The sequence below is a fragment of the Streptomyces sp. NPDC107765 genome, from assembly GCF_055657085.1.
The window spans coordinates 379,069-398,244 of record NZ_JBVKBL010000006.1; the positions used below are offsets into that span (position 1 = coordinate 379,069).

Here is a 19,176-nt window from a genome sequence, read left to right on the forward strand (position 1 = left end):
CGGTACGGCGGCTTGGCCGGGCCTGCCCCCGCGGCCTCGGGACGGCGTTCAGCGCACGAAGGCGATCTCCGGGAAATGGCGCGAGGGACCGTCGAGCAGGTCGCTGTGCCGGTGGCGCAGATGCTTGTCGAAGAACGCGGCGACGTAGGTGCGCTGGACCTCGACGGAGCGGTTGGGGTCGATCGTGCCGAGTGCCTGCTGCATGACTTCCGGGGTTATCCCGAATGCGCCCGGCGCCTGGGGGAACAGGACCTGGTTGTCGACGAAGGAGTTGTGCCCGGAGCCGCGCAGCTTCAGGTCGAGCCGCTCTCCGTGCAGGTGGTCCCAGAGCCGCGCCCAGCTCCCGTCGGTGTTGCGGTTGTGGTGCTCGGAACTGAACAGCATGTAGGGGCGGTCGAGCCGCTTGTATTCCGACGAGCCGAAGAGCTGGCCGTCCAGGTTCACGCCGGCGTCGATCCTGGAGTCGGCGTGCATGGCAGCGGCCACCGATCCTCCGCCGAGGGAAGCGCCGAACATCCCGATGTGCTTCGTGCTCACGGCCTGGGTCAGCCCGTGGGGGAGCGGCTTGTGTTCCACATCCGGGTTGTGGCCGCGGGCGATCTCGGCCAGCTGGTTGATGACGAAGTGGGTGTCCGCCGCCCGGACGTCGATCAAGTCGCGCGATTTGGTGCCTGGCGGCAGCATGCTCACCTCATGTCGCCCGCCGGGGAACACCACATCGCCGGTGTCGTGGGTGTGGTCGATGGTGACGACCAAGTAGCCGCGGCTGGCCAGGTCCTGAACCAGTGCCGTGCCCGTCGCACGGTTCCCACGCCCGCCGGGCGAGTACAGCAGCACCGGCAGCTTGCCGAGTTTGCGGTCGACCGGGGCGCCGGTGTGCCCGGCAGTGGTGGGCAGGGTCACCCCGCCCGGCAGCACCTGCTGGCTGTTGGGGAGGAGCGCGGCGGGATAGCGGGAGGTGTGTGTGGCCGGGTACCAGAGCGAGACCATCAGCTCGCGCTGCTGTGCGGGCACCCACGGATCCATGCGTTTCGTGTCGCGCAGGTGGAGGTCGACCGTCCCGACGCGATGGCTCCCGGTCGGGGCGGGGAGGGTCAGCTGCCCCGGAGCCGGCGCCACCTTCAAGGACGCCGCCCGACGCGGGTGTTGCATCACTTCGCCCAAGTCCACCGCGTGGCCCGGGGCTTGCGCCGCGTCGTCCAAGGCCACGAGCCGGCCCGGGGCTTGCCCCGCGTCGTCCATGGCCGCCGCCGTGGTCGTGGGTGCACTGGCGGTCTTCTCCGCGGCGGTGGCCGGTGCCACCGCGGCGCCCAGGGCGAGGGTCAGTAGTCCAGTGGTGCCGGCGACCCGGGTGCGCAACCGGCTGTGGCGCCTTCGTGCGTGCTTCATGGGCGGCCCCCTCCATGGTGGTGATCGACACGTGATCAGCGATCGGCTGGCGGTCATCGTATAGGCAGTTTTGCCATGGCCGTGCCAACCCGCCGGAAAGGGCGGCGAGTTATCTCCAAGGTGGTGGGTGGGAGGGGCGTTGCTGACGCGTCCAGAAATGCCCGGCGGCGGCCTCGTGCCCGTCCGTTGCCCGGCCTCTACGACCCGCCTTTTCCCACGAGCTCCTCTGCGCGGGTAACGGCCTCTCGGCACTCGGTGGGTATGCCCTGAGGCGAGTGGCGTCGAGTGCCGATACGGGACAGGCGCGGGAGGAAAGCCCTGGTGCAGCCGGTGCCGAGTCGCCAGTTCCCGCCAGCTCGGCACCCTCGTGGGCTCGTCGCAGCAGCAAAGGGGTGAGCCGGCGGAGGCTCGGCGGGAGTGGCTGTTCCGTTGCCTCGACGTGGTGGCTCCCGGGGCGTCATCCCCGGTCAGGAGGGTTCCTCCGGAAGGGCTGATTCGCGCCATCGTCGGACGGCGGCCCTCGGACCCGGAATTGCGACTGCGTTGCCCGCCGTTTTCACGGAGCGTCTTTGTTACGCGCCAGTTCGTGACCGCCGGCTCTCGTCGACCGCCCGCTGCGGGCTCGCGGATTCCCCGAGAAGGGGCAGCTTCAAGGGCAGTCATCCGTGGCTGTGCGACTGTGTGTGACCCGGTGAATGCGGACGGAAAGGTATCGACAATTACCCGGCCTTGCAGCGGGTGTTGGGAATTGCGCCATGCCGGGACGAGATCCGAGAGGCATAAGCTACCTTTCCCTACGGTGAGTTGAGCGCAGTTCTTGCGGGCCGGTATACAAGGCCCAGCACGAAAGGCTTGTACTTATCCCGTGCTCCCCGTATTGATATGGGGCGAGTTGCCGCACGGCCATCCCCCACGTTCCGAGAGGACGCTGTCCTGCACGCTGTTGCCCGCGCGCCCCGTCCGCACCGCACCCGACGCCGCGCCGACATGCCTCTGCTCGGAGGCGTCCGTCCACCGATCGCCGCACTGCTCTGCGCCCTGCTGTCAGTTGCCGCGTTCACCGCACTCGGTCTCGGTACCGTTCACGAACAGGATGTTCCGCAGGCCTTTCGCGACGCCGAACGCCGGATCGCCGAGGACGCCGCCGACTCGGTCGGGACGGCCATCGACGCAAGAGCCGCAGCAGTGCGCCGCTCTGCGGCGTCGGGCGCGCCCGACGGCAGCCGTACTCCGGCGGCTCTTCTGCGGTCCCTTCTCCCGACCGGGCACCCCGCGGGAGGCGGTGTGCTGCTCGATCCGCACACCGGCAGGCCACTGGCGGCCAGCGGTGAAACGGTGCCGCTGACCGGGGTGGATGTCCCGGCGCTGGTGCGGTCCGACACCCCGAAAATCGCGCCCCGGCTGGTTCTTTCGAGCCGTGGCGAACCGCGGCTGCTGCTCTTCGCCCGGGTGGCCGTCCCTGCCGCCCACACCAAGCAGGACGAAAACAACGACCAGGCAGGTGACCTGAGAGCGGATCAGAACGACGAGGAGAACGAACTCCTCCTCGTCGTCTCGGAGAAGGTCGCTGCTCCGGCGGTGTACGGAGTGGGGCGCACCGGTCAACTGGTGGACCGGCACGGGAAGGTGCTCGCCACCGCCGCCACCCCCGGAACGGCCCCGACGCTCCGTACCGACCACCATGAGCTGCCGGCCGCCGCGGCACATACCGCGAACGCCGCGAACGCCGATCTCCGCACCGGCGACGTCTCGGGCAGCGTGCTCGGTGACGGCCACGACGGGCTGCGCGGGGTCACGGGGTGGGCCTCGGTCGCCGCGGCGGACGGCAAGGGCGACGCCTCCGACCTGGGGCTGACCGTCCTCACGCGCAGGGAGGTGCCCCCGGCGAAGGAGGAAGCCGACCCTACGTGGTTCGCCCTCGTGGCCGCGGGTGCACTGGTGTTGATCGCCGTGCTGGTCACCCTGGTGCTGTGGGCCGGCATGCAGCGTGCGCTGCTGAGACTGCACCTGTCCGCTGCCCGCCTGGCCAGGGCGGCCAGTCACCTGCCGTGGGACCGCAAGGAGCTGGCCCGGCCGGTGCCGGTCGTCGCGTTCGGGGAGCCCGGCAGGGTCGGCAGGGCACTGGAGTCGATACGTCGCCAACTGCTCGGCGAGACGGGACCGGAGTCCGTGCGGCCGGTGCGCCGCCGCCCCGGTGCCCGGGCTCTGGTCCTCGTCTGCGCGCTCGTGATCGCCGCATGGGGGATGCCGCTGCTGTTCCTCCTCAACCGCGTACCCGCGGCCAAGGCCGTACCGGCAGCCGCCGTCGCCGACCAGCAGGCACGCACCGAGGCCGCCGCCGATCGGGTGCGGCGGTCCCTCGATCGGAGCTGCACCGACCTCACGGCGGCAGCGTCCGGCCTCTCCGGTGCGTCCCGCGAGCGGGCGACGGAGGTGCTGCGGCGCGCACACGCCGATCACCCCACGTTCCGGTCGCTGTATGTCCTGGACCGGACCGGAGCCCTCGTGCTCCGGGTGGGCAAGCAGCCCCTGCGCACCCTTGACCACGCGCCGACCGGCGAGGGAATCGCCCAGGTCAACACGTCGGGCACGATCCCCGCGATCGCCGCCTACGCCCAGATCCCGGCGGCCCGGAAGGCGAAGGACGCCAAGGACGCCAAGGGCGCCGAGGACTCCGCCCCGGCCGTCGTCGTCGCCGAGATCGGGGTGAACGCGCTGAACTCCCTGGTCGCACGCGAGGGGCTCGGCAGTGTGTGGCTGACCGACGAGCGCCACCGGGTGCTCGCGGCGAGCGTCGGCTTTCAGGCCTTCCAGGCCCTTCCCCACCGGGGCCTCATCCGACTGGTGGCCAGGACCGAGGCGGCCCCCGGCAGCACGGGCACCCCGGCATCGGCCGTACTGCGCGCCGGGACGGCCCCGGGCGACGGTCCGTCGGTCGCGGCCGCGGCGCCGCTGGCGCAGAAGGGACCGATCGCCGGACTGGGCTGGCGGGTGGTCTCCGCCGAGCCCGCCGCAGCGCTCAAACTGGCGGCATACCAGCTCCAGGCACGCACCATGCTGGCCGGTCTGCTCGCGCTGTCCGTGGGCGTCGCCTGCCTGGGCTGGCTGCACATCGTGGTGGTCAGGCCGCTGCGCGTGGTCACCAGATGCGCGGAGCAACTGGCCGGCGGTGACCGTCGCACCGTGCTGTACCCGGTCCACCACGACGAGTGCGGCTCGGTCACCCGCAGTCTGGAACTGCTCCGGCAGGCCCTGGTGGACCGGGACCGCGGTGGTGGACGTGCAGCTGTGCCCTCTGTCCCTGCCCCATCGTTCCAGCGCGGCGGCCCGCCGCAGCAGTGAAGGACCAACTGACGTGCTTTTCCTCTATGTGGTGCTGCTGTTGAGCTGCGCCGTGCTCCTGGTCGCCGGCGTACTGGAGCAGCGGCGCCACTACGCCGCGCTGGCACAAGTACCCACTCGTGTGCTGGTCAACGGCATCCGCGGCAAGAGCTCGATCACCCGGCTGTGTGCGGGGGCGCTGCGCGGCGGCGGTCTGGTCACCGTTGCCAAGACCACCGGCACTGCTGCCCGGTTCATCCACCCGGATGCCACCGAGGAGCCGGTGTACCGCAAGTTGGGCATCGCCAACGTCGTCGAGCAGATCGGCATCGTCCGGCGCGCGGCGGCATACCGGCCGGACGCTCTGGTGATCGAGTGCATGGCGGTGATGCCCGCACTCCAGGAGATCAACCAGGAGAAGCTGATCCGTTCCACCATCGGCGTGCTGTGCAACGTACGCGAGGACCATCTCGCCGAGATGGGGCCGACGTTGGACGATGTGGCCCGCTCGCTGTCCCGGTCGATGCCGGTCGGAGGGGTCTGTGTCACCGCCGAACAGGAGCGGCTGCACATCCTCAAGGAGGAGGCGGAGAAACGGAGGTGCCGCCTGATCGTGGTGGATCCGGAGTCGGTCACGGATGAGGAGCTGCGCGGGTTCAGCTGGTTCACGTTCAAGGAGAACGTCGCCATCGCGCTGGCCGTGGCCGAACTGCTCGGTGTGGACCGGGCCACCGCACTGCGCGGTATGTGGGATGCGCCGCCGGACCCCGGTGTGCTCTCTGTCGAGCGCTACCGCACCCCGGACGGCAAACGGCTGCGCTTCGCCAATGTCTTCGCCGCCAACGATCCCGCCTCGACGCTGATGAACGTCCGTCAGCTGGAGGAACTCGGAGCGATCCGCCGCCCGCTGAACGTGGTCATCAACTGCCGGCCGGACCGGATCGAACGCAACGGGCAGATGGGAGCGATCATCCCGGACCTGGACCCGGACACGGTCCTGCTCATCGGGCATCCCACCAAGAGCGCCCGCGACGGCATCCCGCCGGGCTGGTCGTCGGGGCGGGTGGTGGACCTGGGCGGCGACCGGCGCGACGCACAGGAGCTGACCCGCGCCCTCCTCGCCGAACTGGGCCCGGACTCCTCGCTGGTGGCCGTCGGCAACATCCACGGCCAGGGCGAGCTGTTCCTGGAGCACCTCGGCAAGCTGCCCGCTGACGACGCCGACGAGCCGCTTCCGGTCGCGCCCCCGCCCGAGCCGCAGCCGTACCGCTGGGTGGCGTCGCTGAACCGCCACAGGTCCGGCACGCATCTCCCGAGCCCCGCCGCCCACGCCGACGCCCTGTCCCGGCCGACAAGGAACTCCCTGTGATCCCCGTCAACATCAATCCGCAGACCATCGCGCTGGGGATAGCCCTCGGACTGGTCTTCTCGCTGGTCTGCTACCTGACCACCAACCTCTCTCCCGGTGGCATGATCACCCCCGGCTGGCTGGCGCTGACCCTCGTCACCGATGTCGTCCGGGCCGGCATGGTCATCGGCGTCACCGCGCTCACCTTCCTCGTGACCAAGCTCCTGCAACGCCATGTGATCCTCTACGGGAAGCGGCTGTTCGCCGCAGTGGTGCTGTCCGCGGTGCTGCTCCAGACCACGGTTCTGTTCGCGCTCCAGCACGAGTTCCCGCTCCTGTACACCGCCCAGACCCTGGGCTTCATCGTGCCCGGCCTCATCGCGTATCAGTTGGTCCGCCAACCGTTGGCCGCCACCGTGATCTCCACCACGGCGGTGACCCTCAGCACGTATGTGGTGCTCGTCGCCGGGTTGCTGCTCGGGGCGCTGCCCGTCGGCTGAGCTCGCCGAACCACCGCCCGGAAGCCGACGATCTCGCACCCCAGCCCCACTCCCTGAGAGACCCCGCCATGGTCACCACCGCCCTCGCCCGGGACCCCGCCCGCCGCCGCCGGCGCGCCCCCCGCGCCCGTCAATTGCCCTTCGCACGACGGGAGTTGCCCGCCCTCCTGCTCATCCTGGCCACCGCCGCGGTGCTCTACGCCTGGGGCATCGACCGTGCCGGGGTGCACCCGTACTACAGCGCGGCCGCGCGGTCGATGGCGGCGAGCTGGCACGCCTTCGTCTTCGGCGGGCTCGACCCGAGCGGCTCGATCACCGTGGACAAGATCCCCGGTGCGCTGTGGCCGCAGGCGCTCTCCCTCAAGCTCTTCGGGCCGCACAACTGGGCACTGGTCCTGCCGCAGGTCGTGGAAGGCGTACTGGCCGTCCTGGTGCTGCACCGGATCGTCCGTGCCTGGGCCGGACCGTGGGCGGGGCTGCTCGCCGCGCTGGCACTCACGCTCACCCCGGTCACCGTCGTACTCGACCGGCACACCATCCCCGACACCCTCCTCGTCCTGCTGCTGCTCCTCGCCGCGGGATCGCTGCAGAAGGCCGTCACCACCGGGAAGCTGCTGCCGCTGATCGTCTGCGGGACATGGGTGGGACTGGCCTTCCAGGCCAAGATGCTCCAGGCGTGGCTCGTCCTGCCGGTCTTCGCCGCGGTGTACCAGACGGCAGCGCCCGGCTCCCGGTGGAACCGCGCCCGGCGGCTGCTGCTCGCCGGGGCCACCGCACTCCTCGTTTCCTGTGCCTGGCTGCTTCTGGTGTGGGCGACCCCCACACCCAACCGTCCCTACATCGACGGGACCACCAACAACAACCCCTTCACCCTGGTCTTCGGCTACAACGGGCTGAGCCGCTTCGGCCACGACCCGAACGCGCTGGGCGCCGTCGCCGGCACCGCGGCCAGCCGCACCACCGACAACACCGGTTGGACCATGCTGGTCAACGAGAGCGTGGGCCCGCAGATCGCCTGGCTCCTGCCGCTCGCCGTACTGGCCCTGGCACTTGGAGTGTGGTGGCGCCAGGGACAGCCGCGCACCGACGGCCCGCGGACGGGGTTCCTGCTCTGGGGAGGCTGGCTGGTGGTACACGTCGTGGTCTTCAGCAACTCCAACGGCAATCACGGCTACTACACCGCCGTAGTGGCCCCGGCCCTCGCCGCGCTGACCGGTGGCGGAGTCGCCCTCTTCTGGGCCGAGTACCGCGCCGGTGGCCGCCGTCGAGCGGCGCTGCCCCTCGCCATCGGGCTCACGGCGCTGTGGTCCGTGGCATTGGAAGGCCGGCACAGCGACTTCGTGCCCTGGCTGCTGCCGATGGTGCTGATGCTCGGTCTGTGCGGCACCGTCGGCCTGTGCACCCGCGGACCCCGCACCCCGCGACGGGCGGTGCACAGTGCCCTGGCGGCCTCCCTGGCGGCCTCCCTGGCGTCCGTACTGCTCGCCCCGGCGGTCTGGGCCACCTCCAGCCTGGACCCGCGCTATGCCGGCTCACCGCTGTCGCCGCTGGCCGGGCCGGTGGGACCCGACTACCGCGACCGGCCCCACCATCGGGCCACGTTCCGGCGCTACCCCTTGAGCACGCCGTCCGCGCGGGACGCCGCGCTGCTGAACTACCTCTCCGCGCACCGTTCCGGGGAGAAGTACCTGCTCGCCACCCAAGCCGCCTACGGCGCCGAGCCCCTGCTGCGCGCCACCTCCCAACCCACCCTCGTCATGGGCGGCTTCACCGGCCTGACCCCCTACCCGTCCGCACGCCAGCTCAGTGACCTGGTCTCCACCCACCAACTGCGCTACGCCCTGCTGACCACACGGCGCCCGCCCACCCCGGCCTCCGCCTGGATAAGGAAAAGCTGCACCCCCCTCCGCCCACGCGCCTACGGCCGAACCTCGGACGGAAGCTTCACCCTCTACGACTGCGCTCGACAGGCCAACTGAACGCCCCCCGCGGTCCGCGCCTCGAAATGCCCGGGCCTGTACAGACCCCTACGGACCTCTTCGGACCTCTTCGGAGCGGTACGGACGCTGTCTGCGCCGGCGTAGCTGGCGCCCGGCACAAGGCGGTGAGTGCCAGCACGGAGCCCCTCCCGTAAGCGTCGGGGGCACCCGGCGCGGTGCCGCTGACCAGCCCCTTTCTCTCGACCGGCGAACCAGCACCTTCTGAGGTAGTTTTTTGTTGAATCGCCTTTATCCCGCCTGCCCCGCTCGTCAGCGGGCGGGGAGGCGCGCAAGGAGGTGCGCACCATGCGCACACAGGACATCAAGCGCTCACTGGCGGCCGCTGCCGCCGGCGCCCTGCTGGCCGGCGGCGCTGCCATCGGAACGGCCGGCACCGCAACGGCCGCTCCGGCCGCAACCCCCACGACCGTGGCGAGCCAGCACGCCAAGTGCGTGTGGCACAAGGGCTACTGGATCAAGCACTGGCAGAAGGGGCACTGGGAGTACCGGTGGCACAACGGGCACTGGAGCAAGTACTGGAAGCCCGGCCACTGGGTGAAGCTCTGGCACGGCGGCTACTACATCTGCAAGCGGTGAGCCAGCCGGCTCACGACTGACCCTGACGGCGCCGCTGGGGGCTGCGTGCTGGGCTGTGCTGCGCTCGGCCATGACCGTGCTGGGACAGTCAGGTAAGGCATGGACGGTCGGCTGTCGTCGTCCTGGGCGGCCGACCGTGGGGTGCCACCACTATGAGGTGGGCCCTATGGGCGGTCGATGGCCGCTGTGCAACGTCAAGCGCGCGCTCGTTGTGCGTCAGTCCAACGACCGGGGCGGTGACGAAGGCCCCGACCGCAGCTGGCGTGCCGCCAGCGCCCAGCTGAGCTCAACTGTCGTATCCGGCGAGTCCAGGCGGACGCCGGTCAGTTCCTCGAAGCGTCGGAGGCGGTAGCGGACCGTGTTGACGTGGACGTGCAAGATCCGCGCGACGTCACCGAAATGCCGCCCCGTTTCCAGGTACAGGCGCACCGACTCCTCGATGAGCGTGCCGAACTCCCCTTCCGCCTCAAGTGGTCGCAGATAGCGGGCGAGGGCGTCGGCTCCCTCGGCGCAGGCGAGCCCGGCGGTGGCCGCGGCGGTGTCGACGCCATCGTGGTCAACGTCGGCATCGGCCTGGGCTCCGGTCTGGCGAACACCTCGCCCCAGGACTGGGAACGCGTGATGTCGCTCAACCTGGAGGCCCCCTTCCTCGCAGCCAAGTACGGCCTGCCCGAACTCGCCGACGGCGGCGCGATCGTCCTGATCGGCTCGGGCGCCGGACTTCGTGCGGCCACCACCTCGCCTGCGTACGACAGTTCCAAGGCAGCGCTGTTCGGTCTCGTCCGGCATGTCGCCAAGGAAGGCGCACCACGCGCCATCCGCGCCAATCTCGTCGTCCCCGGTCTGATCGACACTCCGATGGGCCGAGGCGCTTCCGCACGGCGGCCCTCAAGGACCGCCTCGTTCGAACGGATCCCCCTCGGCCGCCAGGGCACAGCCTGGGAGATGGCCGAGGCCGTCACCTTCCTGCTCTCCGACCGAGCCTCCTACATCACGGGGCAGAGTTTGGTGGTGGACGGCGGGCTGAGCGCGGTCTGAAAGAAGGGAAGCAGGGCGGCCGCCGTTCCCGTCAGGAAACCGCCTGGCCGCCCCCACCATCCGCCGCCCGCCACGATCCGCTACAAGGCAAGCGAGGGCGGCTCCGCCGCGTAGTGCGCGACGCCTTCGCCGAAGCTGAACCGGTTGCACGGTGGACTGGTTTACCGTACGCATCGTGAGAGTTCTGATCCTCGGCGGTAGCGGCTTCTTGGGCTCTGAGCTGGCCCGGCAGGCGGTAACAGCAGGGCACATGACGGCCGCGACCTACGCGACCAAGCCCGGCCCCACTCGCGAGGTTGCGTGGTATGCCCTCGACCTGCGGGACCCTGCGCGCATCGACGCGGTGATGGCCGAGGTCGGCCCGCATCTCGTCGTCAACGCATCGAGTGGCAACGCCGATTGGGCGGTCACGGCCGAGGGACCGGTCCGGCTGGCGATGGCCTCGGCGAAGTACGGCAGTCGCTTGGTCCATGTTTCCAGCGACGCGGTGTTCTCCGGCGCTCGCGTCCACTACGACGAGTCCTGCCTGCCCGATCCCGTCACCCCGTACGGGGCGGCGCAGGCCGCAGCGGAAACCGGGGTCCTCCTCGTGCATCCGCAAGCCGTCGTCGCCCGAACCTCGTTGATCATCGGCCGCGGCCAGTCCGTCCACGAACGTGCCGTCCACCACCTTGCGGCCGGTACCCGCGACGGCGTCCTGTTCACCGACGACATCCGCTGCCCGGTACACGTCGCCGATCTCGCCGCGGCCCTCCTGGAGCTCGCCTCGCATGACACCAGCGGCATCCACCATCTCGCAGGCGCCGACGCGGTGAGCCGCCACGAACTTGGCGTCCTTATCGCCAGGCGCGACGGCCTCGACGCCTCGCGCTTGCCCACGGGTCTACGGGCCGACAGCGCACTTCGCGGCGCCCTCGACGTCCGCCTCGACAGCCGCGCGACCCAGCGCACACTGCGCACCCCGCTACGTGGCGCCCACCAGTTCATCACCGCGGCGGTTTGAACGCCTCACCCCTGCACACGCCCGGAGGCGGGGCTGCTGGTCGCGCGCGCGGGGATCGACCTGAGCACTCGATGTGGAGCACAACCTCCGTAGGCGGGCCGATCTGCGAGGCCCCCGATCGCCGTGCTGCGGGAGCCCCTCACACGTGTGAAGCTGAAATCGGTGGTGAGGCGAGGCATGGACATCGAGCTGAGGTATGAGAAGGCGCTTTGGCGCGGAATCGACGGTGTGGAGATCACGTACGGCCGACGGGAGTGGCTGGACAGCACACCCCGAGCCCTGGGGGCATGGCCGCTCGAATACCAGCGGTTCAGTTCGACCTTGCGCGCCGTGGGCGGCGTCGAGATCACTTACCGCCGGTGGTCCAGCATGCCGCTCACCGTCGGTCAGTGGCGCTGTGAACACAGCAAGTTCGGCAACCGCCTGCTGCGCATCGGGCCGTATGAAGTGAGTTACGACCGGCACGGCAGCCGTGTCTGTGCCGTCGGCCCCCTCGAGATCTTCTACGACCAAAGCGGGAGGTGTCCTCTTTGCGTGCGGCTCCACGGCGAGGGTGAATCGCTCTCCGACGACCACCTCCTCGCACTCTTCCTCGTGCTGTTCTGGCAAAAGCAGACCTGGGACGCGTACTACCAAGCCAAGCGGTGATCGGCGCAGGAACTATCAGGCCGACGATGGGTGTGCGTCGATCGCCAGACCGTCCACGAGATCGCGTACGAGACCTGCCGCCTGAGTTCGGGCCTCGTCGGGGTTGTCGGTCTCGGCGATCGCGAGGGACAGTTCGGTGAGGGCGCCGTAGAACGCTCTGGCGATCAGTTCGGCCGGATGGGGCCGGATGCGGCCGGCGTCGAGCGCGGTGTGCACGATGTCGAGGACCAGGCCGCCCAGGTGGCGCTGGTCCAGTGCGCGCCATTGCTGCCAGCCGAGGGCGATCGGGCCTTGCTGGAGGACGATGTGGCGGTAGGCGGGTTCCATGCAGATGTCGAGGAACTCGTCGACGGCATGGTCGGCTCGCTCGCGCGGATCCGAGACGGGGTCGATCGCCGCCGTGATGCGCTGCGTTGCCTGCCGCTCCAGGTCTTCGAAGACAGCCTCGAAGAGTCCCAGTTTGCCGTTGAAGTGGTGGTACAGCGCGCCGCGGGTGAGGCCGGCGGTGCGCACCAGCTCTTCTGCCGACACGCTCGCGTATTCACGCTCGCTGAAGAGGCGCAGGGCGGTGTCGAGCAGGGTGCGGCGGGTGTTCTCCGCGTATTTCTCTCGCAGCGTTTCCACCCGGCATGGATATCACATACGCTTTGCATGTCAGATTCACTCTGTATGTGAGTTCTGGGTGTGAGGTGGCGATGGAAAAGTCGGTGGACCTCGAGGACGTCGTAGATGTGGTGGACGTCGTGGTCGTCGGGGCCGGAGTGGCGGGCCTGGTGGCCGCTCGCGACCTGGTTCGGGGCGGCGCGGAGGTGCTGGTCCTGGAGGCGCGTGACCGGGTCGGTGGCCGGGTGCTGAACGACGAGTTACCCGGTGGCGCCCCCATCGAGGTGGGCGGGCAGTGGGTCGGCCCGGGGCAGGACCAGGTGAGGGCGCTGATCAAGGAGCTGGGCCTGCGCACCTACCCCACCTACGCCGACGGCGAGCACATCGCCGAGATGGGTTCCTACCGCTCCCAGTACACGGGCCGGATACCCCGGCTGAACCCGCTGGTGCTGGCAGACATCGGACAGGCCCAATACCGCCTGGACCGGCTCGCGCGCCACGTCGCCGCGACCGATCCGTGGCGGGCATCCCGCGCAGAGGAACTGGACACCCAGACTTTCGGCACCTGGCTGCGCAAAACCGCGCACACCGCAGGCGGCCGGGCCTTCTTCCGGCTGGTCACCGAGGGGGTGTTCTCCGCGGAACCCGAGGACATGTCCGCGTTGTGGGCCGCCTTCTACGTCGGCGGTGCCGGCGGCCTCGACGCGCTGATCAACACCGTCGGCGGGGCGCAGCAGGACCGAGTGGTCGGCGGGACGCAGCGCATCGCGCTGGGGCTGGCGGAGGAACTCGGCGACCGGGTCGTCCTCGACGCACCGGTGACCGACATCGACTGGCAGAGTTCGGGCGTCCGCGTCGTCACGCGCAGCGGCCGGACCGTGCGCGCCCGCCGGGCCGTGGTCGCGGTGCCGCCCCCGCTCGCCGCACGCATCCGTTTCACCCCGGGCCTTCCGGGCGACCGTGACCAGCTCGTCCAGCGGATGCCGATGGGCAGGGTCATCAAGGTCAACGTCGCCTACGACGAGCCGTTCTGGCGCCATGCGGGCCTGAGCGGCCAGGCAAACAGCACCGATCGCGCCCTGGGTACGGTGTTCGACAACACGCCGTTCGGCGGCTCTCCTGGCGTGCTTGTCGGCTTCCTCGAAGGCCGGCACGCCGATACCGGCGCACGTATGGGCCTCGACGAGCGGCGCGCCCAGGTGATCAAGGACCTCGTCGGCTATTTCGGCCCTCGGGCCCGCAACCCGGTCGCCTACATCGAACGCGACTGGGCGGAAGAGGAGTACAGCCGCGGCTGCTATGGAGCGTTCGCCGTGCCCGGCACCCTCACCCGCTTCGGTCCGGCCCTGCGCAAGCCGGTCGGCCCGCTGCACTGGGCGGGTACCGAGACCGCCACGAAGTGGGCGGGCTACATGGACGGAGCCGCTGAATCCGGCCACCGCGTCGCGGGCGAGGTCCTCCCTCAACTCTCCTGATACCCACTACAGCATCGGGCGTGGGTCAGACCAGGCGTCTGCGCCGCCGCCGCCGACGCCGACGCCGCTGACTGTGCGGGAGGTTGGTAAGGGGTGGCGATCCCGCATTCCCGCACAACGTGCAAGGAATGCGGGACCGCCGGTATGTCGGCACGGCTTCGCGGTTGCCGGAGCCGGGGGAGGGCGGCGGTTAGGTGGAGTAGGAGTTGGCGTAGGCGTTGACGGTGGCGTAGGCGAGGTTCACGATCTCGTCAGCCAGCCGCCGCAGCGGCGCGTTCCTCACCCCTGCGTCGGGACCGCTTGCCGTACATCGTCGTCCACAGAATGAGGGCGCCGAGCACGCCGTACATGAGAATCGGGCTCAGGACCACCACGGTGCCGGTGCTCATGACGTAGGCCAGCGCGATCCGGACCGCTGCCTCCAGGCAGTACGCCACGCCCCAGACCGTCGTCATCGTCCGTATGGTGCTGCGGAATCCTTCGAATTGCCACATGCCGTTCCACCAGGCGGTGCTCGCTGCCGTGCCGTCGGTGGCGAACTTGCGGCCGAAGTAGAACATCAGGGGGCGCGGCGCCAACAGCGTCGCCAGGCACAACAGCCCGAACAACCCGCTGATGGCCGAGTCCTTGACCAGCAGTGCCTGGGTCGAGTGGGAGCCGATGAGCGACACCGCTGCGGTGATCACCAAGAACACCAGGGTCACTACGGCGAATTCGTCGAGACGGCGTCGCCATACGAGGTGAACGGCGCTGTCGAGAACAGGCCAGGCACCGCCTGCCAGCAGCGCCGCGAACTCGCTCCAACCCTGATCACACAAGGCGTTGTACGTGATGATCGGGGCGGCTACGTTGAGCGCGATGGTGAGCACCCAGCCACCGAGGGCGGCGCCCTGGGACCGGGCGGGCGGCCCAGGCCGCTCATCGGCTTGCGCCGGTTGCGCCGTCTGCGTCTCCGGTGTGCTGGGTCTGTCTGGTCCGGTCGTGTGGTCGTGAGCGAGCACGGTTCCCCCTGGGAGTCATTGGTGTGTGCGACCCGGGGCACGCAAAACAGGCGCGTGGCAGGAGACATGCTCCCCAGGCCACGCGCCAGGCCCCCCGATACGGCGTGATCATGCATGACCGAAAACCATCTGCGCAACTAACTCTGAGAACTGTGTCCCACGGGGTGAGGTGGGTCGGGCGTTTGTAGGGGCGCAGGGTGCCACGAGCGGGAGAAAGGCCAGGTAGTTGCTAGTTGCCGAGATCTCGTTCCTGACGAGGCAGAGCCTGCGGTAGCCGGACAACCAGGGAACGGCGCGTTCGATGAGACGAGGGCGCCGTCCCACCGATGGCTGGTCTCTGCCCCCTCGAGCGGCACGATGCGGACGCGGACGCGGACGCGCGAACTCGCTCTTCCCCTTGGTCGTGCCGACCAGGTAACTGTTCGGGTGAGGGCCGCCGCGCAGGTTGCTGCCGCCGTCCACGGTCGTGTCGACGCCGCTGGCGATCACAGCCGGGGCGGCGGCCGCTTCCGCGGATGCTGTGGCACTGAGCAGCCCCGCGGCGCTCGTGAGGGCAGCTGGCGCAGAAGGCAGAGTAGTGCCGAAACGGAAGGTGAACTCCCGTCTGATGGCCGTGGGTTGGTGAATACCGGTGAACCGCGCGCCCACCCCCGTGAGGCGCGCGGACGGCCGGTCACCAGTCCCAGGCCGGGTAGCCGTAGCCCCGGATCAGGTGGCCGGAGCGAGCGTACTTGAGCCGCTTGACCTGGTCGGAACGGTTTCCTTCGACGGTGTGGACGTAGGTGTCGTCGTAGGACGTCACGATGCCGATGTGGTTCTCGCCGTCGTGCCCGTTGCGGTAACCGCAGCGACCACGGCGGCGACAGCCACGCCGACGGGCATGGTCACAGCCACGGCCACAGTCACGGACACGGCGACTGACGGGATCGATTGACCCGCGTATGCCGGCGCCGATCTCACGGGCGCATTCTTCGCGAGAATCTGTCGAACAGTGAATGCGGCCCAGCTGCAACGCCGAAACGGTATTCCGCCCTGATTCATGTTTCGTCTATGTCGTTCTGCGTCGACCTTCACGATGGTATGGGGCTTGGGCGGGCTCCCGTATAAGTACACTCAACCACATTGCGGCTTGCCGTCCAGATCAATCGTGATAATCGAAGGTTGCGTCAGATGAAATCCGTGGACCTGAACCTCCTCACCGCCCTTGACGCCCTGCTGGAGGAGGGAAGCGTCACCGGAGCCGCGGATCGGTTGCGCACGTCCACACCGACCATGAGCCGGACCCTGGCCCGGTTGCGACGGGCCTTCGGCGACCCGCTCCTGGTCCGCGCGGGCCGTCAGATGGTGCCGACGCCCCGTGCCCTGGCAGTCCGTGACCAGGTGCGTTCACTGGTCGAGCAGGCCACCGGGATGTTTCTGGTCAGCGGTGCGCCGGACCTGGCCTCGCTGAAGACCACCTTCACCGTGCAGGCCAATGACATGGTGCTCGGGGCGCTCGCCCAGCCGTTGTTGAGCACCGTCCACCGTCAGGCGCCGCACGTCACGGTGAGGTTCGTACCGGAGGACTCGGGTGACAGCACCCCGAAACTGCGCGAGGGTGCCACCGACCTCGTGGTCGGCGTGGCCGACTCCGCTTCCGCGGAGGTCAACAGCGAACGTCTCCTCGTCGAGCGGGTGCGGGCCGTGATGCGTGCCGGGCATCCGCTGCTGCGCGGCGAGATGACCCGGGAGCGGTTCGCCGCGGCCCAGCACCTCAGCGTCTCCCGGCGCGGCCGGCTCGCCGGTCCGATCGACGACCACCTCGCCGAGCACGGGCTGCACCGGCAGGTGGTCTCCGTCGTACCGAGCTGGGCCGCCTCCTGGCACATGCTCGCGCAGAGCGATCTGGTGGGACTGGCCGCCGAGAAGCTGAGCAGCCAGGCCGTCGCCCTCCTCGATCTGCGCACGGTGAGCATTCCGCTGCGGCTCCCCTCGATAGTCATCTCGCAGTCCTGGCACATCCGGCACCAGGCCGACCCCACCCACACCTGGTTCCGGCACTGCGTCCGCAGCGTCTTCGAGAACTGGCAGACCGACGGACACTCCGAGGCCCACGCCGACGGACGCGCCGACATCCACACCCAGGGCGGCATGAACCCGCCTCTTCCCCGGCAGTCTGACACCACGTCTCCTGAAGCAGTTTGACACCGCTTCTCCCGAAGCAGTCTGCGGCACTTCGACTCGATGGATTGCCGCCAGACGCAATCGTGAGTTATCAGGATCGCACTTTGCGATTTCCGAGCCCCTGGATACCGTGGAATTCACACCTCTTCATTGGTGACTCCCGGTTGCCGCCGGGAGGAGAATTTATCCCTGCGCGGAACTCCGGTCCAGGTGTCCCCTTGCCGGAAACGCCCCGCGCGGATTTCGGAACGAGTTGGGCGGCTGGTGCTGGATATGCAGAGCAACGATTACGACGTACTTATCGCCGGTGGTGGACCGGTCGGCCTGATGCTCGCCGGCGAGCTGCGGATGTATGGAGTGTCCACGCTGGTCGTGGAGCGTCTCAAGCCCGGGGCCCACGAGCCGAGGACACTGACGATCCACGCCCGCACCCTTGAACTCATGGACCGTCGGAATCTGCTCGCCGATTTCACAGCAGCAGAAAAGGGCACGGCCCATCTGGGCGAATACCGCCGCCGTCTGGCGAACGACTCCGCGCGGGGACACTTTGCCGGACTGTTCGTACTGGGCCGTGGAGCCGCTACCACCGAACAGCCCCGGGAACTGGCGGTGCCCCGTGAGGCCATCGAGGCCGTTCTCACCCGCCGTGCGACCGAGACCGGGGCCGTCGTCCGTCACGGAGCCCAAGTCGTGGGGTTCGCGCAGGACGCCGGCGGTGTGGCCGTCACGGTGGAGGACGAGCAGGGCGCAAGCGTGATCCGGGCCGGCTACCTGGTCGGCTGCGACGGCGGACGCAGCACCGTGCGCAAGCTCGCCGGCATCGACTTCCCTGGCACCGAACCGCAGTTGGTGAGCTGGATGGGCCTGGGCGTGGTCACCGGCGGGGGCCACCTGCCCATGGGCTGGCAGCGCAACGAGCGCGGCTGGTTCATGCGGATGCCTGACGGCCGGATCTCCACCACCGAGTGGGACCGTCCTCTCCCCGAAACTCCGCCCACAGCACAGGAGTTGGTCGAGTCCGTCCACCGTGTCACCGGCGAGCACATCCAGTTCACCGACGTCCGCTTCCTCTCCCGCTTCACCGACAGCACCCGCCTGGCCGCGCAGTACCGCACGGGGCGCATCCTGCTGGCCGGAGACGCGGCGCACGTGCACTTCCCCGCGGGTGGGCAGGGAGCCAACCTGGGCATCCAGGACGCGGTGAACCTGGGCTGGAAGCTCGCCGCCGCCGGCCATGGCCGCCCCGGACTGCTGGATACCTACGACGCCGAGCGCCGCCCGGTCGCCGAGCGGGTCCTGCACAACACCCGCGCCCAAGCCGCGCTGATGCGCCCCGGCGCCCAAGTCGACGCGCTGCGCGAACTGTTCACCGAACTCATGGGCTTCGATGAGGTCAACGACTACCTGACCGGCAGCGTCTACGGCACCGACGTCCACTACGGCGGCAGCGACGACGCACGCGTGGGCGCCTTCGTCGCCGACCGTCAGCTCAAGACGGACTCCGGGCCCGTACGCCTGGCCGAGCTGCTGCGCGAGGGGCGCCCGCTGCTGCTGGACCTCTCCGGCACCTCCGCAGCCGTTCGCATCGCCCAGCCCTGGAGAGATCGCGTGCGGGCCGTCGCCGCCCTGGATACCGACGCCGAGGCCGCCATCCTGCTCATCCGCCCCGACGGCCATCTCGCCTGGGCCGGCGACGAACCCCTCCGCGGCGATGACCTGTCCACGGCCCTGACCGCCTGGTTCGGCCCCGCCCGCCCTTGATCCACCCCTCGCCACTACGCGTTCCAACGCCGACCAGTAACTACCGGTTCACGCCGCGCGCGATGGTCGGCACTCCCGATACCGGATATGAGGTCTCGACCTACGCCCTCGGGGTGGTCGTCGGTGCCCCGCTCCTCACTCTGGCCGCCCGGCGGCTGCCGACAAAGACACGCTGCTGTGACTGATGGGTCTGTTCGCCGTCGGCAACGTCACCACCGCGCTCGCCCCCAACGAGCCGGTCGTGCTGGTGACGCGGTGCGTGGCCGGGCTTCCGCATGGGGCCCTTCGGCGTGGGCGCCGTCGTCGCCGCGAGCATGGTCCTGGCCGGCCGGCCTGCCTGCCGCACCGCA

16 protein-coding genes are annotated in these 19,176 nt (G+C 69.6%); 11 read left to right on the forward strand and 5 right to left on the reverse strand.

Annotated features, from left to right (window positions below):
• Nucleotides 1-48: 48 nt before the first annotated feature.
• Nucleotides 49-1,389, reverse strand: a complete 1,341-nt coding sequence (locus tag ACZ7MX_RS18050; protein WP_472133149.1) for an alpha/beta hydrolase family protein — start codon at nt 1,387-1,389, stop codon at nt 49-51.
• A 987-nt stretch (nt 1,390-2,376) separates the two neighbouring features.
• On the opposite strand from ACZ7MX_RS18050, the gene ACZ7MX_RS18055 reads away from it, so the two are divergent.
• The 5 genes from ACZ7MX_RS18055 (at nt 2,377) to ACZ7MX_RS18075 (ending at nt 9,134) form a co-directional block, all read left to right on the forward strand.
• Entirely contained in the window at nt 2,377-4,731 is a 2,355-nt protein-coding gene (locus ACZ7MX_RS18055; protein ID WP_472133151.1) for a HAMP domain-containing protein, read from the forward strand.
• 13 nt (nt 4,732-4,744) lie between these two features.
• Nucleotides 4,745-6,079: a poly-gamma-glutamate synthase PgsB gene (gene pgsB, locus ACZ7MX_RS18060; RefSeq protein ID WP_472133153.1), complete on the forward strand. Its 1,335-nt coding sequence runs from the start codon at nt 4,745-4,747 to the stop codon at nt 6,077-6,079.
• On the forward strand, nt 6,076-6,558 hold the full coding sequence (locus ACZ7MX_RS18065; RefSeq protein ID WP_472133155.1) for a poly-gamma-glutamate biosynthesis protein PgsC/CapC: 483 nt from the start codon (nt 6,076-6,078) through the stop codon (nt 6,556-6,558). The genes pgsB and ACZ7MX_RS18065 overlap by 4 nt, the downstream gene beginning before the upstream one ends.
• 68 nt (nt 6,559-6,626) lie before the next feature.
• Complete coding sequence (locus tag ACZ7MX_RS18070) at nt 6,627-8,537, forward strand: ArnT family glycosyltransferase (RefSeq protein WP_472133157.1); 1,911 nt, start codon at nt 6,627-6,629, stop codon at nt 8,535-8,537.
• Between the two features lie 306 nt (nt 8,538-8,843).
• The gene (locus ACZ7MX_RS18075; protein ID WP_472133159.1) at nt 8,844-9,134 is read left to right on the forward strand and encodes a hypothetical protein; all 291 of its coding nucleotides are present in this window, start codon (nt 8,844-8,846) and stop codon (nt 9,132-9,134) included.
• 216 nt (nt 9,135-9,350) lie between these two features.
• Here ACZ7MX_RS18075 and ACZ7MX_RS18080 read toward each other — a convergent pair whose 3' ends face one another.
• On the reverse strand, nt 9,351-9,563 hold the full coding sequence (locus ACZ7MX_RS18080; RefSeq protein WP_472133161.1) for a helix-turn-helix domain-containing protein: 213 nt from the start codon (nt 9,561-9,563) through the stop codon (nt 9,351-9,353).
• Between ACZ7MX_RS18080 and ACZ7MX_RS18085 the strand changes: the two genes are divergently transcribed.
• The 3 genes from ACZ7MX_RS18085 to ACZ7MX_RS18095 all read left to right on the forward strand — a co-directional run bounded on the left by ACZ7MX_RS18085 (nt 9,501) and on the right by ACZ7MX_RS18095 (nt 11,823).
• Nucleotides 9,501-10,172, forward strand: a complete 672-nt coding sequence (locus tag ACZ7MX_RS18085) for an SDR family NAD(P)-dependent oxidoreductase (RefSeq protein WP_472133163.1) — start codon at nt 9,501-9,503, stop codon at nt 10,170-10,172. The genes ACZ7MX_RS18080 and ACZ7MX_RS18085 overlap by 63 nt on opposite strands.
• A gap of 175 nt (nt 10,173-10,347) precedes the next feature.
• Complete coding sequence (locus tag ACZ7MX_RS18090) at nt 10,348-11,175, forward strand: SDR family oxidoreductase (protein ID WP_472133290.1); 828 nt, start codon at nt 10,348-10,350, stop codon at nt 11,173-11,175.
• A 177-nt stretch (nt 11,176-11,352) separates the two neighbouring features.
• Nucleotides 11,353-11,823, forward strand: a complete 471-nt coding sequence (locus ACZ7MX_RS18095; protein ID WP_472133165.1) for a hypothetical protein — start codon at nt 11,353-11,355, stop codon at nt 11,821-11,823.
• A 15-nt stretch (nt 11,824-11,838) separates the two neighbouring features.
• On the opposite strand, the gene ACZ7MX_RS18100 is transcribed toward ACZ7MX_RS18095, so the two are convergent.
• Complete coding sequence (locus tag ACZ7MX_RS18100; RefSeq protein ID WP_472133167.1) at nt 11,839-12,447, reverse strand: TetR/AcrR family transcriptional regulator; 609 nt, start codon at nt 12,445-12,447, stop codon at nt 11,839-11,841.
• Nucleotides 12,448-12,530: 83 nt separating this feature from the next.
• Between ACZ7MX_RS18100 and ACZ7MX_RS18105 the strand changes: the two genes are divergently transcribed.
• Complete coding sequence (locus ACZ7MX_RS18105) at nt 12,531-13,901, forward strand: flavin monoamine oxidase family protein (RefSeq protein ID WP_472133169.1); 1,371 nt, start codon at nt 12,531-12,533, stop codon at nt 13,899-13,901.
• A gap of 251 nt (nt 13,902-14,152) precedes the next feature.
• Here ACZ7MX_RS18105 and ACZ7MX_RS18110 read toward each other — a convergent pair whose 3' ends face one another.
• Together ACZ7MX_RS18110 and ACZ7MX_RS18115 are read right to left on the reverse strand one after the other, a co-directional pair.
• Entirely contained in the window at nt 14,153-14,770 is a 618-nt protein-coding gene (locus ACZ7MX_RS18110) for a VC0807 family protein (RefSeq protein WP_472133171.1), read from the reverse strand.
• Nucleotides 14,771-15,575: 805 nt separating this feature from the next.
• On the reverse strand, nt 15,576-15,704 hold the full coding sequence (locus tag ACZ7MX_RS18115; protein ID WP_472133173.1) for a hypothetical protein: 129 nt from the start codon (nt 15,702-15,704) through the stop codon (nt 15,576-15,578).
• Nucleotides 15,705-16,072: 368 nt separating this feature from the next.
• Between ACZ7MX_RS18115 and ACZ7MX_RS18120 the strand changes: the two genes are divergently transcribed.
• Both ACZ7MX_RS18120 and ACZ7MX_RS18125 read left to right on the forward strand, forming a co-directional pair.
• The gene (locus ACZ7MX_RS18120; RefSeq protein ID WP_472133175.1) at nt 16,073-17,086 is read left to right on the forward strand and encodes a LysR family transcriptional regulator; all 1,014 of its coding nucleotides are present in this window, start codon (nt 16,073-16,075) and stop codon (nt 17,084-17,086) included.
• 252 nt (nt 17,087-17,338) lie between these two features.
• Nucleotides 17,339-18,826 (forward strand): FAD-dependent monooxygenase, encoded by a 1,488-nt coding sequence (locus tag ACZ7MX_RS18125; RefSeq protein WP_472133177.1) that lies wholly within the window; start codon nt 17,339-17,341, stop codon nt 18,824-18,826.
• Nucleotides 18,827-19,176: the final 350 nt, after the last annotated feature.

Coding starts and splice junctions, on each gene's coding strand:
- ACZ7MX_RS18095 (WP_472133165.1), top strand. CDS start 11,353: ATGGACATCGAGCTGAGGTATGAGAAGGCGCTTTGGCGCGGAATCGAC.
- ACZ7MX_RS18050 (WP_472133149.1), bottom strand. CDS start 1,389: ATGAAGCACGCACGAAGGCGCCACAGCCGGTTGCGCACCCGGGTCGCC.
- ACZ7MX_RS18075 (WP_472133159.1), top strand. CDS start 8,844: ATGCGCACACAGGACATCAAGCGCTCACTGGCGGCCGCTGCCGCCGGC.
- ACZ7MX_RS18120 (WP_472133175.1), top strand. CDS start 16,073: ATGAAATCCGTGGACCTGAACCTCCTCACCGCCCTTGACGCCCTGCTG.
- ACZ7MX_RS18125 (WP_472133177.1), top strand. CDS start 17,339: ATGCAGAGCAACGATTACGACGTACTTATCGCCGGTGGTGGACCGGTC.
- ACZ7MX_RS18070 (WP_472133157.1), top strand. CDS start 6,627: ATGGTCACCACCGCCCTCGCCCGGGACCCCGCCCGCCGCCGCCGGCGC.
- ACZ7MX_RS18055 (WP_472133151.1), top strand. CDS start 2,377: ATGCCTCTGCTCGGAGGCGTCCGTCCACCGATCGCCGCACTGCTCTGC.